Genomic DNA, 13452 nt, shown 5'->3' with positions numbered 1-13452 from the left:
GCGAAGAAGACCGCCACACCCAGCACGGCACGCAGCTCGGCGGAGGTGGGGCTAAGGCAGCCTCGAGGTCCACAGCAGGCTGGCGGCCGCTGCCAGAAGGCCGAGGAGCAGGGCGCATCCGGCATACCACTGGGTGATTTCCTGACTCCGCACACGATGCCCGATCGAACTGCCGATGTCTTCGTACACCTGGCGCAACTCGTCGAGGGATGCAGCCTCGTAGAAGTGGCCGTTCGTGGCCTTCGCCAGCTTCTGCAACGACAGTCGGTCGACCGGTACCGGCTTGAGGTCGCCGGCGATGTTGGCGAGGCCGGCGTCCGTGCCGAATGCGATCGTGGACACCGGTACGTTCGCCGCTCCGGCAGCCGCTCCCGCGTCCTCCACTGAGCGGCCCGACGTCCGGTAACCGTCGGACAGCAGCAGGATGCGGGCCGGCGGCGCGCCGTCCGCGCCGTCCGCGGGGATCGAGCGGATCGCGTCCAGAGACGTGAACACCGCCTCGCCCGTCGCCGTCGCCTCGGCCAGCGTCAGACCGTCGATCGCCGCGATCACCGCCGCGCGGTCCTTCGTCGGTGAGACCAGGACGTTCGCCGACTTCGCGAAGCTCACCAGGCCCAGGTTGTAACTCGGCGGCAGCTCTTGCACGAATGCCTTCGCCGCCTCCTGAGCCGCCTCGATGCGGTTCGGCTGCACGTCGTCGGCTTCCATCGACAGCGACACGTCGATGGCGAGCATCACCGTCGCACGCTCGAGCGGCTGCTCGCGGTCGATCGACGGGCGGGCCATGGCGAACGCCAGCGTGATCAAGCTCAGCAGAAACGCGGCCGCCGCCGCGTGCCGCCGCCAGCCGAGGCCCTTGGGCGCCAGCGAGCGCAGGAGGTCGACGTTGGTGAACTTCATCGCGTACTGGCGTTTGCGGAACTGGCGCCAGACGTAGACGCCCACCACCAGCAGGACGGGGAGCACGGCGAGCAGCCACCAAGGCTGCAGGAAACGGATCATCGGGTGGTCCCCCGGGTGCGAGCGTGTCGTTGGGCCGCCACGAAGCGAACGATGTCGAGCAGCCAGTCGGTGTCGGTACGCAGTCTCAGGTGCGCGGCGCCGGCCGCGCGCAGTGCCCGGGCGATCTCCCCGCGCTGCTGCCCCGCCGCCTCCGCGTAGCGGGCCCGCAGCGCCGCGTCGGCCGTCTGCACCTCGTGCAGCGCCCCGGTCTCCGGATCGGCGAGGGTCAGCACGCCGACGTCCGGCAGCTCCAGCTCGCGCGGGTCGACGACCTCGATGGCCAGCACGTCGTGGCGGACGCCGAGCTTGCGGACGGGCCGCGCCCAGGACTCCGCCGGGGCCAGGAAGTCGGAGATGACCACGGCGACACCCCGGCGGCGCGGCGGCCGGTTCAGCATGTCGATCAGCTCGCCCAGGTCGGTGCGGCCGGGGCGGATCTCCGTACGCGCGATCGCCCGCAGCAGCCCCTGCGCCTCCTTGCGACCGGGGCGCGCCGGCAGGCGTACCACCGATGGCGCCTCGGGAACGGCAGCCGGGCGCGGCCGGCGGCGCCGCCACGGGAAGCCGCCACCGGTCTCCACCGGCACCCGGCCCGCTCCGGTGCCGACCACCGCGCCGATCCGGTTGCCGCCGCGCACGGTCAGGTGCGCCATCGCCGTGGCGGCCGCGAGCACCAGGTCGCGCTTGAGGTAGCGGGCCGTGCCGAAGTCGAGGCTGGCCGACAGGTCGATCGCCATCCACGTCTCCAGCTCGCGGTCGGCGACCGTACGCCGGACGTGCGGCTGCGTGGTGCGCGCGGTGACCGGCCAGTCCATCCGGCGCACGTCGTCGCCCGGCCGGTATTCCCGGCTCTCCCCCGCCTCGCTGCCCGGGCCCGGCAACAGGCCGGCGTAGTCGCCCTGCAGCAGCCCGTCGAGCTTGCGGGTGACGAGCAGCTGCAGCCGCGAGAGCACGGCCTCGGCCCGGGCCGCGCCGGTGCCGGCGGCCGGTGGCGGAATCTCGGCTGTGGTCACGGGCGGACCGTCACTGCTGTCCCGGCCAGGCCGGCTGCTGCGGGTGGGGCGGCTGCGCGCCGTACGCGGGACCACCGGCCGGCGCAGGGCCGTTGCCGGTGGGCATCGGCGCGCCGAAGGCCGGCACGCCGCTCGCGGGCGCCGGAAGCCCGGACGCCGGCGCGACGTGGCCGTTGCCCACGGCCGCGTCCTGGCGCGAGGCCACGGTCGGCATCGGCACGCTGCCCATGATCCGCGCGACGATGTGGTCGGCCGGGATGTCGTCGGCCAGCGCGTCGTAGCTGAGCACGAGCCGGTGCCGCAGGATGTCCGGCGCGATGTCCTGCACGTCCTGGGGCAGCGCGTAGTCGCGGCCACGCAGCAGCGCGAGGGCCCGCGTGGCGCGCACGATGCCCAGCGAGGCGCGCGGGCTGGCGCCGTACTGGATCAGCTGCGCCACGTCCGGCATGCCGTGCTGGGCCGGGGCGCGGGTGGCGAGAACCAGGCGCACGGTGTAGTCGACCAGCGCGTTGTGGACGAACACCTGGTCGGCGCGGCGCTGCAGGGCGAGCAGGTCCTCGGGCGTGAAGATCTGCTTCGGCTCGGGCGCGCTGATCCCCATCCGGTACACGATCTCGCGTTCCTCCGCGTCGGTGGGATAACCGACGAGGATCTTCATGAGGAAGCGGTCGCGCTGGGCCTCCGGCAGCGGGTAGACGCCCTCCTGCTCGATCGGGTTCTGCGTCGCCATGACGAGGAACGGGTCGGGCACCGCGTGACTCTCGCCGCCGATCGACACCTGGTGCTCGGCCATGACCTCGAGCAGGGCGGACTGCACCTTGGCCGGCGCCCGGTTGATCTCGTCGGCGAGCAGGAAGTTGACGAACACCGGCCCCAGCTCGACGTCGAACTTCTCGCTGGACTGCCGGTAGATCCGGGTGCCGACGATGTCGGCGGGGACCAGGTCCGGGGTGAACTGCACCCGGGAGAACGTCCCACCGACCACCCGGGCCAGCGTCTCGACCGCGAGCGTCTTGGCCACCCCGGGTACGCCCTCGAGCAGGCAGTGCCCTCGGGCGAGCAGCGCGACGAACATCCGCTCGACCATCCGGTCCTGCCCCACGATGACGCGCTTGACCTCGAACATGGCCCGCTCGAGCTGCGTCGCGTCCTGCGCGGGCGGCACCGGGTCGGCGGCCTGGGTCGCGCTGGTCGTGCCCTCGGGCGTGGTCGGGTCGGCCACCGGTCCTCCAACAGCTTCTGCACTTCGCGGTCGCGCCGGCTCGGGTGCCGACGCTCAAGACTTACACGACGACGCTGGGAGCGGCCGGGCGGAGCCGTATTACGCGCCGACCGCAAGGGTACGAACATGTCGATCTTTCTGCGCGATCCGCACGGACGGGCACGCTCAGTGGATAGACAGCGGGCCGGACCAGGCGTGTAACATTCAGCTCGTCGCCGGGCGACTTCCCCCGTGGTCGCCCGGCGCTCAACTCCCTTCCGGCCGTGACTCGAGGAAGCCGTGCCTCGAGGAACTAGGCTGCCGGAGTGGTCGAGGAGCTGAACCCCCAATGTTCCGCCAAGGGCTGTCGTGCGGCCGCCGTGTGGGCGCTGCGGTGGAACAACCCGAAGCTGCACGAGCCGGCGTACCGCAAGACCTGGCTCGCGTGCGACGTGCACCGGGAGACTCTGAGCGAGTTCCTCGGCGCCCGTGGTTTCCTGCGCGAGGTGACCGAGTTCCACCCCACCGCCTAGGCTTTGCTCCGTGACCGAGCCCCGCGCACCGGCGAGCTTCACCCCCGCTGCCGTCCCGGCGACGGTCGACGAGGTGAGTGCGCTGGAGCCGTGGCCCGACACCGTCGCCTGGCGGCCGGTATCGCGCAGTCTGATCACTGTGGAGCTCATCAGCCGGACCGTTCTGGTGGTCGTCCTGCTGGCCGGCTGCGTGGCAGGCTGGATCCTCGCCACCCACTGGGCGTGGCCCGCTGCCATGGCGGCCATCGTGGTCTTCGCGATCTGGCGCTCCATCGTGACCGTCCGGGCCGTCAAGGCCTGGGGGTACGCCGAACGCGACAACGACCTCCTCGTGCGCCACGGCCTGCTGGTCCGCCGGCTCTCCATCGTCCCGTACGCCCGGATGCAGTTCGTCGACGTGACCGCCGGCCCGCTGGAGCGCGCGTTCCGCCTCGCGACCGTCCAGTTGCACACCGCCTCGGCCGCGAGCGACGCGAAGATACCGGGCCTGCCCCCGGACGAGGCGGCCCGGCTGCGCGACCGCCTGACCGCGCTGGGCGAGGACCGGGCCGAGGGCCTGTGACCACCGCCGACGCCCGGCCCCAGCCGGATCCCCCGCCCGGCCCCGTCGACATGCACGGTCCCGCGCAGGAGCCCCCGGCCGGCCGGCCGCGCCGGCGGCTGCATCCGCTCAGTCCCCTGCTGCACGGCGCCAAGTCGATCGCGGTCATCGTCGCCGCGCTCAGCTGGCAGACGCTGTCGCAGGTCGGGGTGAAACGGTTCGTCCTGGTGGTGGCCGTGCTCGCGGCCGCGGTCGTGGTGTTCGCCCTGATCGGGTGGCTGAACACCGGCTACCACGTCGTCGGGCGGGAGCTGCGGATCCAGGACGGCCTGGTGTGGCGGCGCAACCGGGCGATCCCGCTCGACCGGCTGCAGGCCGTCGAACTGCGCCGGCCCCTGCTGGCCCAGCTCACCGGCCTGGCCGAGCTCCGCCTGGAGGTGGTCGGCGGCGGCAAGACGGAGGCGCCCCTGGCGTACCTCAGCGTGCGGGAGGCCGCCGCGCTGCGGGAGCGGCTGCTCGCGCTGGCCGGGCGTAGCCCCGGCGCTTCGAGCGCGGAGGTCACCGGCCCGGCGGCGGCCGCACCCGGCGTGCCGGCGACCGAGCGCCCGCTGCTGCGGGTCGGCAACCGGGACCTGCTGATCAGCCAGCTGCTCACTCCGCAGGCGTTCTTCCTCCCGGTCGGCGTCGCGTTCGTGGTCATGCAGTTCATCGCCGAGGGCTCGTGGACCTTCGTCGGCATCGCCAGCACGGTGACGGCGATGGCGGGCGTCATCCTGCAGCCGGTGCGCCGCGTGCTGCAGGACTGGGACTTCCGCGTCGCCCGCGACCCGGACGGCCGGCTCGCGGTCCGCTTCGGCCTGGTGGAGACGCGCAGCCAGGTGGTGCCGCTCAACCGCGTGCAGTCCGTCGGTGTCACGTGGCCGCTGCTGTGGCGCCTCCAGGGCTGGCTGCACCTGCGCCTGGACGTCGCCGGGTACGCGGGCCCGCAGAACGGCGACGCCCGGCGCTCGGACCGGCTGCTGCCCGTCGGCGTCTTCGAGGCCGGGCGGCTGCTGGTCTGGGAGGTGCTGCGCGGCGTCGACCTGGCCGCCCTGGCCACCGTGCCGCCGCCCCGCCGGGCCCGCTGGCTGCACCCCTTCGCGCTGCGCGCCATGGGTGCGGGTCTGACCGCGGAGGTCTTCGTGTCCCGCTCCGGGCTGCTCACCCGGGAGATGACGCTGGTCCCGTACGCGCGGCTGCAGAGCGTACGGGTCGTCCAGGGCCCGATCCAGCGGTTGCTGCGGCTGGCCAGCGTCTATGCGGACACGGCCGGGGGCCGGTCCGGCGTGGCGGAGGACCGGGACGTGAACGAGGCGTGGTGGCTAGCCGAGCAGCTTTCCGTCCGCGCCCGGCTGGCACGCGGCCTGCCCCGGCCGGTGCACGCGGCTCCCGGCGCGGCGCAGGACGACGCGTACTGGCGGCGGCCCCTAAGCTGAGCGCATGGAGATTCCGGAGTTCGCCCCCGGTCTCAGCGCCCGGGTGGAGTTGACCGTCACCGATGCCGACACCGCCCAGTCGGTCGGCTCCGGCGACGTTCCCGTGCTCGGCACTCCCCGGGTCCTCGCGCTCGCCGAGGCCGCCACGGTCGCCGCCACGGCGCGGCAGATGCCCGGCGGGGTGACGACGGTCGGCACCCGGGCCGAGGTGGAGCACCGGGCGCCCACTCCGGTCGGACGCCGGGTCACCGCGCTGGCGACGCTCGCCAAGGTGGACGGGCGCAAGCTGGTGTTCGACGTCGTGGTCCGCGACGGCGAGGAGCTCGTGGCGGAGGTCCGCGTGGAGCGGGTCGTCCTCGACCGGCAGCGCTTCATCGCCAAGGCGCTGGGCGAGGACTGACTTTCAGAGCAGGGCACCCCAGCGGGCCGTCAGTTCCTCCTGCGTCGGCATCGCCACCGCACCGCCGTGGCGCTCGCACACCAGTCCCGCCACCGCCAGCGCGAACGTCACGTATCGCTGCCAGCCGGCCAGATCCGCGGGCAGCCCGTCGGCGAGCAGCCGGCGCACCAGCGCGCCCATGACCGAGTCCCCGGCGCCGGTCGCGTCGACCGCGGCCACCGAGGGTGCGGGCAGCATCGCCGTGCCGTCCGCCGCCCCCACGAAGGCGCCCTTCGATCCACAGGTCACGACCACGGCCCGCGCGCCGAGCTTGAGGATGCGCTCGGCGGCCGCCGCCGGCGTCGCGCCCTCCCACAGGACCTCGGCGTCCGCGGAGCTGAGCTTGACCAGGTCGGCCGTGGCGAAGTAGCCCTCGACGAGGTCGCGCAGGGCGGCCACCGCCGCGGCGTCGGGCAGCAGCTTCGGGCGTACGTTGGGATCGAAGACCCGCAGCGGACCCGGCACCGACCACGCCGCGCGCGCCGCCGACTGGAAGGGTTCGCGCATCAGCGCGATCGAACCGGCGTAGAGGACCGACGCGCCCGCCACCATCTCGCGGTCGACGTCCTCGGGCTGCACCAGCGAGTACGACGGGGGTTCGCCGTAGAACTGGAAGGTCGGTTCCGCGCCCTCGAAGGTGGTGACCGCGAGAGTGGTGGGCACCGGGACGCGCGTCGTCGACATCGTGCCGACCCCGACCTGGCGCAGGAAGGCCGCGATCCGGTCGCCGAGGGTGTCGTTGCCGAGCGAGCCGACGTACCGGACGTCGGCGCCGAGCCGGGTGGCGCCGACGGCGACGTTGAGCGGCGCGCCGCCGATCGCCTGGCGGTAGATCAGTTCGCCATCACGCTCGGTCTCCAGAAGATCGACCAGCGCTTCGCCGAGCACCACCGCGTAAGTCATTGTCCCGATCCCTCCACGTGCCGCCGCCGTCACTCGTCAGCCTTCCGCCCGCGGCGGGAGAAAGCTAGCACCTCCCCGATGCTCGCCCGTTATAGTCATCTTTGACATACTCCGTCCCATGCGTCGGACCCTGCCCTTCCTCGTCGTCGCCGTGGCGGCACTCGCCGGTTGCGCCGGTTCGGGCGACACCGGCACACCGCACACCAGCGTCAAGCCGCCCCCGGCCGGCACGCCGTGGATCGTGTCCAGCGGCATCGCCGACCCGGACGCCTCGGGCACCGTCGCGACGACCGGCTCCGGCCAGGCTCCGCTCACGGTGGGCACCGCCTCCGGCACCTTCCAGCCGCCGCCCGACGGCACGCAGGCCATCACCTACGACCGCGCGGTGGTCCCGCCGGGAGCGACGGCCCAGGTCACCGTCTCGACAACCGCTCAAGGGGTACGGGTACGGCTGGCCGTCACGGGAATGGTGCCGCGCCGGGCGTACGGGGCCCACCTGCACACCATGTCCTGCACCTCGGTGCCCGACGACGCCGGCCCGCACTACCAGCACCAGGCCGACCCGTCGAAGCCGTCGGTCGACCCGGCGTACGCCAACCCGCGCAACGAGGTGTGGCTCGACTTCACCACCGACTCCAAGGGCGCCGCCACCGTCGCCTCGGAGCAGGCGTGGGTGTTCGACCCGGTACGCCCGCCGCGGTCGCTGGTGGTGCACTCGCAGCTCACGCGTACCGATGCGGGAAGCGCCGGCACCGCCGGGCCGAGGGTCGCGTGCCTGACCTTGCGCGGCTGAGACCTGGCGCCGTTTTCGTCGGCGGGAGGCGGTAACGTCAGAGACGGCAACGCGGCTGATGGGGAGGGGCGCACCATGGCGGAGCAAGCTATGGCGGAGCAGGGTGACGGCACGGCGGCGAAGACGGAGTCGCACGACCCCGACTTCCCGGAGGCGTTTCTGAGCTTCATGCGCAGCGGCTGGCGGGAGGACGCGCTCGACGTCTCCGCCCGCCCCGAGGTGCCCAACTACGCCAAACGCCGCGCGGCGCTCTCCGACGCGTTCCCCGGCGAGACGCTGATCATCCCCACCGGCAACGAGAAGGTGCGGGCCAACGACACCGACTACCCGTTCCGGCCGGGCAGCGACTTCGTCTACCTGACCGGTGACAGCGACCCGGACGGCGTGCTGGTCCTGCGCCCGAGCGGGTCCGGCCACGACGCGGTGCTCTACACGCACGACCGCAACTCCAAGGACACCGACGCCTTCTTCCGCAGCCGCAACGGCGAGCTGTGGGTGGGCCGCCGGCACACCCTGGGCGAGAAGTCCACCGAGCTCGGCATCGAGACGGCGTCCTACGCGGAGCTCGGCCGCGCCCTGGCCGACTGCGCCCCGGCACGCACCCGGGTGCTGCGGGGGCTGGACCCGGCCGTGGACCGGGCCGTGCTGGCCTACGACCCCGACCCGGAGGTCCGCCGCGACCGCGCCCTGGCGAGCACGATCTCCGAGCTGAAGCTGGTCAAGGACGAATGGGAGATCGCCCAGCTGCAGGAGGCGATCGACGCGACGGTGCGCGGTTTCGAGGACGTCGCCCGCATCCTCCCCCCCGACCGCGGTGTGGCCGAGCGCCTGCTCGAGGGCGTCTTCGCGCTGCGTGCCCGCACCGACGGCAACGACGTCGGCTACGGCAGCATCGTGGGCGCCGGCGCGCACGCCACCATCCTGCACTGGGTGCGGAACACCGGCGTGACCAAGCCGGGCGAGCTCCTGCTCATGGACATGGGTGTGGAGGCCCGCTCCTTCTACACCGCCGACGTGACCCGCACGGTGCCGGTCTCCGGCAGCTTCACCCCGCTGCAGCGTCAGGTGTACGACATCGTGCACGCCTCCCAGCAGGCCGGCATGGACGCGATCAAGCCCGGCGTGAAGTTCCACGACGTCCACCTGACATGCATGCGCGTGCTCGCCGAGGGCCTGCACGACCTGGGTCTGCTGCCGGTGAGCGTGGACGAGGCGATGAGCGAGCGGTCCACCGTCTATCGCCGCTGGACGCTGCACGGCTTCGGCCACATGCTCGGCATCGACGTGCACGACTGCTCCGCGGCACGCAAGCAGAACTACCGCGACGGTCAGCTCCAGGAGGGCTACGTCCTCACCGTCGAGCCGGGGCTCTACTTCCAGCCGGAGGACGACCTGGTCCCCGAGGAGCTGCGCGGCGTCGGCGTCCGCATCGAAGACGACGTCCTGGTGACCGGGGACGGCTGCCGCAACCTGTCGGCCGGGCTCCCCCGCTCGTCCGCCGAGGTCGAGGCATGGCTGGCGGCCCAGCGCGAGGCGGGCCCCCGCCTCCCCGGCTGACGCCCGTCACCCGGCGGCCGCCCCGACCATCGCGGGGATCGAGTAGAGGTCGGTGTCGACCTTGACCAACGCGGGCGTCTGCCGGGCGATGACGTCCCGCAGCAGGCCGCCGCCGACCCCGGTGGTCACGCCCGGCACGGCGGCCTGCACGAGGATGAGAATGCCGGCGGCGTCGAAGCTGCGCTGGACAGCGGTCAGGGCGCCGGAGACAGCGAAGACGAAGAGGCCGAGCAGCTCCAGCATGCTCAGCACAGCATGAATCGACACCCCGGCGGTCTCCCCGCTTCGCGAAACGCGCCCGCCGTCCACATCCGCGTGCTGAAGTTGCGTTTGTGGCGACAGTCCTTGCCCGCGTACCGCTCTGGGTACGGGTGATCACCGCAAGCATCCTGATGGTCGTGGGCGAGTTCCTGGCCACCGCCTGCAGCGTCGAAGCATCGTGGCAGTACGACGGCGGCTACTTCTCCGACCATCCCTGGAAACTCTGGTTCACGCTCGCCTGCGCCGGCGTGGTGGCGAGCCTCGCCGTACCGAGCGTCGCCTGGTGGTTCCTCCTGCCCCGGGTCCGCTGGCTGGGGCCGGCCGCGTTGGTGTCTCTCCAGGCCGCCTGGATCTTGTTCCTCGTCTACGAATACACGAAGCCGCCGGCCTGACCCCAGACGCGGTGAGCTGATGCAGCCGTCGTGGGCCGCGGGGTCCTCGGCGGTCATGGCGTCATCTTGCGGCATCGGACAGCGGTGGACCGTGAGGGTTTCGGTGCCCGCCACGAAGGCCGGCCCTGGCACGGACCAGCGCGTCGTCCCGGGCCCGGCCGTCCAGGCCCACCCGGCCGGCTCAGTCAAGGAGCCGGGTCACATTGGGCAAGTTTCTTCACTGACGGAAGAATTTACGAGTCTGCGGTATAGGTAACTGTCACTTAACGCTGCGTCGCGACACTGCCCTGCGGCCGTGGGACCACCCCGGCTCGAGGAATTGGGGAGGATCGTGTCTGTCCACGGATGGCCGGGACGCGCGCTCACTGCGGCACTTGCCCTGGCACTGCTCACCGTCGCCGCGCCCGCGCACGCGGCACCAAGCGATCCCGGCGGCAAACTGGCGCCCGACCTGCGGGCGCAGCTGGCGTCCGGCCGTACCACCACGTTCTGGGCCGTGCTGCGCGACCGGGCCGACCTCGGTCCCGCCCGGCGCGCCGCCGGCAAAGAGCGCAGCGCGCGCGTCTACTCGGCCTCGATGGGGATCGCGGAACGGAGCCAAAGAGGGCTGCGTGCCATGCTCAAGGCCCGCAAGGCGAGCTTCACGCCGTACTGGATCGCCAACACCGTCCGTGTCACCGGCGACGCGGACCTCGCCGCCGCCGTGGCCGCCCGTCCCGAGGTGAGCCGGGTGCTCGCCGACAAGACGGTGCCGCTGCCCAAGCTGTCCCCCGCCGCCACCCTACCGGGCGTACGCGACGGCACCCAGACCCTCGAATGGAACCTCGACCGCATTCGCGTGCCCCGGGTGTGGGACGAGTTCGGCGACCGCGGCGAGGGCATCGTGGTCGCCACCGTCGACACCGGCGTGCAGTGGGACCATCCGGCGCTCGCCGCCGCGTACCGGGGCCGGGCGGCGGACGGCACGGTGAATCACGACTACAACTGGTTCGACCCGACCGGCGTGTGCACCGACGGGGTGCCCTGCGACAACGCCGGGCACGGCAGCCACACCACGGGAACGATGGTCGGCCTCGACGGGGACCACGCGTACGGCGTCGCGCCCGGTGCGAAGTGGATCGCCGCCAAGGGGTGCGAGTCCAACAGCTGCTCGACGGCCTCGCTGCTGGCCGCCGGGCAGTGGATCGTCGCGCCGACGGACCGGGCCGGGAACAACCCGCGGCCCGACCTGGCCCCGGACGTGGTGAACAACTCGTGGGGCGGCTGGGGCTTCGACCCCTGGTACGGGCAGATCGTCGACGCCTGGGTGGCCGCCGGCATCTTCCCGGCGTTCTCCAACGGCAACGCCGGGCCGGGCTGCGCGACCGCGGGCTCGCCGGGCAACTACACGGCCGCGTACGCCAGCGGCGCGTACGACTCCGCCGGCCTGGTGGCGTCCTTCTCCAGCCGCGGCTCCGGGCAGGACGGCTCGGTCAAGCCGAACATCTCGGCGCCGGGCGTCGACGTGGTGTCCAGCATCCCCGGCGGGTACGCCAGCTACAGCGGCACGTCGATGGCGTCGCCGCACACCGCCGGCACGGTGGCGCTGCTCTGGTCGGCGGTTCCGGCCCTGCGCCGCGACGTCGCCGCCACGCGTCAGGTCCTCGACGTCACCGCCGGGGACGCCGACGACACCTCCTGCGGCGGGACACCGGCCGACAACAACGTGTACGGCGAGGGCCGGCTCGACGCGTACGCGGCGGTGTCCGGGGCACGCCAGCCGTCGGGCACCCTCGCCGGCACCGTGACGTCGGACGGCGCGCCGGCAGCGGGAGCCACGGTGGAGATCTCCGGCCCGGTCAACCGCCAGAGCACGACCGGTGCCGACGGCGCGTACCGGCTGGCCCTGCTGCCCGAGGGCAGCTACCGGATCACCGTCACCAAATACGGCTTCCGCACCGCCTCCGGCACCGTGGAGGTGAAGGCCGGCGACACGACCCGCTTCGACATCGCCCTCGAGGCGGCGCCCACGGCCACCGTCTCCGGCACGATCACCGGCTCCCAGGGACCGATCGCCGACGCGACGGTTTCCCTGACGGGCACCCCCGCCACGGCCCGCACCGATGCGTACGGCAGGTTCCACCTCACCGCGCCGGTGGGCCGGTACGAGCTGACCGTCACGCCGTCCGGCGGCTGCGACGCCGTGCAGACCCGTACGGTCGACCTCACCGCCGACACGACACTGGACATCCGCCTGGCGACCCGGTGGGACGCGTACGGGTACTTCTGCACCCGCACCACCGGCGGCTACGTCGAAGGCACCGAGCGCGTCGACCCGCCCGCCCCGGACGACTCGGCCGTCGAGGTACCACTGCCGTTCCCGGTCTGGTTCTACGGGCGTTACCAACCCCGTGCGTGGGTCTCGACCAACGGCCAGATCGCGTTCGACACTGGGGTGGACACGGCGTACAACAACGTCGCCATCCCGGATCCGCTGCCGCCGAACAACGTGATCTCGGCGTTCTGGGACGACCTCTACGTCGACGAGGAGGCCGGCATCTACACCGCCACGGTGGGCGACCGCTTCGTCGTCGAGTGGCGCAACGTCCGCTTCTACGCCGACACGACGCAACGCATCTCGATCAGCGTCGAGATCGCCCGTGACGGCACGATCGCCACGCACTACCGCGGCCTGCAGGGCGTCCTGGCCTCCGGAGGCAGCGCCACGATCGGCATCGAGAACGCCGACGGCACAGACGGTCTGCAGTTCTCGAACGGGACGAGCCCGGTGACCGAGGGCAGCGGCGTGACGTTCCGTCCACCGAGCGTCCCGGTGGGCCGGCGCTGACGAACCGGTCCGGGCCGGTCCGCCAGGGCCGGCCCGGGCCGCGGGAGGAGGCGGTGGTGCCCGGCTTCAGTTCGCCTTGTAGTCCGAGATGCGGAAGCACGTGTTCTCGGCGTTGTCGCCCTTCTCCGAGACGTCGAAGGAGACGGCGACCGGATGTCCGTCGGCCGGGTCGGCGCTGGTGGACATGTGCCCTCCGTCCTCGGCCGCGGTCCGGGCCAGCTCCAGCAGGCCGCCGAGGGTCGGCACCTCGATGTCCTCCTCGCCGCCGGCCGGACGGCCGTCGACCCGGTCGGTGGAGGTCACCTTGCCGTTCTCGACGGTGACGCGGTAGACGCCGAGGGACGGCCGGCCCTCGCAGCGGCGTTCGAGCACGAAGCCGTAGGAGGCCGGCTCGGTCCAGGCGGGCGGGGACGCGGCGGCAGAGGGTGCCGGCTTCGCGTCGTCCGGGGACGAGGTGCAGCCGCCGGCCAGCACGAGCACCAGGAGGACACCGGTCAGGGGCGATCGTCGCACCG

The 13452-nt window shown here is 72.7% G+C and carries 14 protein-coding genes; 8 read left to right on the top strand and 6 right to left on the bottom strand.

Annotation, left to right across the window (positions count from 1 at the left end; translation table 11 throughout):
* Positions 1-51 precede the first annotated feature (51 nt).
* Genes ACIBO8_RS08640 through ACIBO8_RS08630 form a run of 3 tightly spaced genes read right to left on the bottom strand, consistent with a single transcriptional unit; the run spans position 52 to position 3237 of the window.
* Complete coding sequence (locus tag ACIBO8_RS08640) at positions 52-1002, bottom strand: VWA domain-containing protein (RefSeq protein WP_396114486.1); 951 nt, start codon at positions 1000-1002, stop codon at positions 52-54.
* Positions 999-2015: a DUF58 domain-containing protein gene (locus tag ACIBO8_RS08635; RefSeq protein ID WP_396114485.1), complete on the bottom strand. Its 1017-nt coding sequence runs from the start codon at positions 2013-2015 to the stop codon at positions 999-1001. Before ACIBO8_RS08635 ends, ACIBO8_RS08640 begins: the two co-directional genes overlap by 4 nt.
* A gap of 10 nt (positions 2016-2025) precedes the next feature.
* Positions 2026-3237, bottom strand: a complete 1212-nt coding sequence (locus tag ACIBO8_RS08630; RefSeq protein WP_396114484.1) for an AAA family ATPase — start codon at positions 3235-3237, stop codon at positions 2026-2028.
* A 305-nt stretch (positions 3238-3542) separates the two neighbouring features.
* Here ACIBO8_RS08630 and ACIBO8_RS08625 point away from each other — a divergent pair, with 305 nt between their 5' ends.
* From ACIBO8_RS08625 to ACIBO8_RS08610, 4 genes are read left to right on the top strand one after another with little or no spacing between them, the layout of a single operon-like run.
* Positions 3543-3749: a hypothetical protein gene (locus ACIBO8_RS08625; RefSeq protein WP_396114483.1), complete on the top strand. Its 207-nt coding sequence runs from the start codon at positions 3543-3545 to the stop codon at positions 3747-3749.
* A gap of 10 nt (positions 3750-3759) precedes the next feature.
* Positions 3760-4311, top strand: coding sequence for a PH domain-containing protein (locus tag ACIBO8_RS08620; RefSeq protein WP_396114482.1), 552 nt, complete (start codon positions 3760-3762; stop codon positions 4309-4311).
* A gap of 50 nt (positions 4312-4361) precedes the next feature.
* Positions 4362-5765 carry a PH domain-containing protein gene (locus ACIBO8_RS08615; protein WP_396114760.1) on the top strand — a complete coding sequence of 468 codons (1404 nt, stop codon included), beginning with the start codon at positions 4362-4364 and terminating at the stop codon, positions 5763-5765.
* A 4-nt stretch (positions 5766-5769) separates the two neighbouring features.
* Complete coding sequence (locus ACIBO8_RS08610) at positions 5770-6165, top strand: thioesterase family protein (protein WP_396114481.1); 396 nt, start codon at positions 5770-5772, stop codon at positions 6163-6165.
* A 3-nt stretch (positions 6166-6168) separates the two neighbouring features.
* Here the strand turns inward: ACIBO8_RS08610 and ACIBO8_RS08605 are convergent, their stop codons facing one another.
* Positions 6169-7107, bottom strand: a complete 939-nt coding sequence (locus tag ACIBO8_RS08605; RefSeq protein ID WP_396114480.1) for a carbohydrate kinase — start codon at positions 7105-7107, stop codon at positions 6169-6171.
* Positions 7108-7225: 118 nt separating this feature from the next.
* Here ACIBO8_RS08605 and ACIBO8_RS08600 point away from each other — a divergent pair, with 118 nt between their 5' ends.
* Entirely contained in the window at positions 7226-7900 is a 675-nt protein-coding gene (locus ACIBO8_RS08600) for a superoxide dismutase (protein WP_396114479.1), read from the top strand.
* A gap of 90 nt (positions 7901-7990) precedes the next feature.
* Positions 7991-9457, top strand: a complete 1467-nt coding sequence (locus ACIBO8_RS08595; protein WP_396114759.1) for an aminopeptidase P family protein — start codon at positions 7991-7993, stop codon at positions 9455-9457.
* A 6-nt stretch (positions 9458-9463) separates the two neighbouring features.
* Here ACIBO8_RS08595 and ACIBO8_RS08590 read toward each other — a convergent pair whose 3' ends face one another.
* Positions 9464-9724, bottom strand: a complete 261-nt coding sequence (locus ACIBO8_RS08590; RefSeq protein WP_396114478.1) for a TRIC cation channel family protein — start codon at positions 9722-9724, stop codon at positions 9464-9466.
* 65 nt (positions 9725-9789) lie between these two features.
* On the opposite strand from ACIBO8_RS08590, the gene ACIBO8_RS08585 reads away from it, so the two are divergent.
* Positions 9790-10110 carry a hypothetical protein gene (locus tag ACIBO8_RS08585; RefSeq protein ID WP_396114477.1) on the top strand — a complete coding sequence of 107 codons (321 nt, stop codon included), beginning with the start codon at positions 9790-9792 and terminating at the stop codon, positions 10108-10110.
* Positions 10111-10441: 331 nt separating this feature from the next.
* Entirely contained in the window at positions 10442-12937 is a 2496-nt protein-coding gene (locus ACIBO8_RS08580) for a S8 family serine peptidase (protein ID WP_396114476.1), read from the top strand.
* A 66-nt stretch (positions 12938-13003) separates the two neighbouring features.
* Here ACIBO8_RS08580 and ACIBO8_RS08575 read toward each other — a convergent pair whose 3' ends face one another.
* A complete protein-coding gene (locus ACIBO8_RS08575; RefSeq protein WP_396114475.1) occupies positions 13004-13450 on the bottom strand; it encodes a DUF6174 domain-containing protein in 447 nt (148 codons plus the stop codon).
* Positions 13451-13452: the final 2 nt, after the last annotated feature.

The sequence above is a fragment of the Actinoplanes sp. NPDC049681 genome (assembly GCF_044465265.1).
GTDB lineage: Bacteria > Actinomycetota > Actinomycetes > Mycobacteriales > Micromonosporaceae > Actinoplanes.
This window is presented reverse-complemented; position numbering and strand designations above follow the sequence as displayed.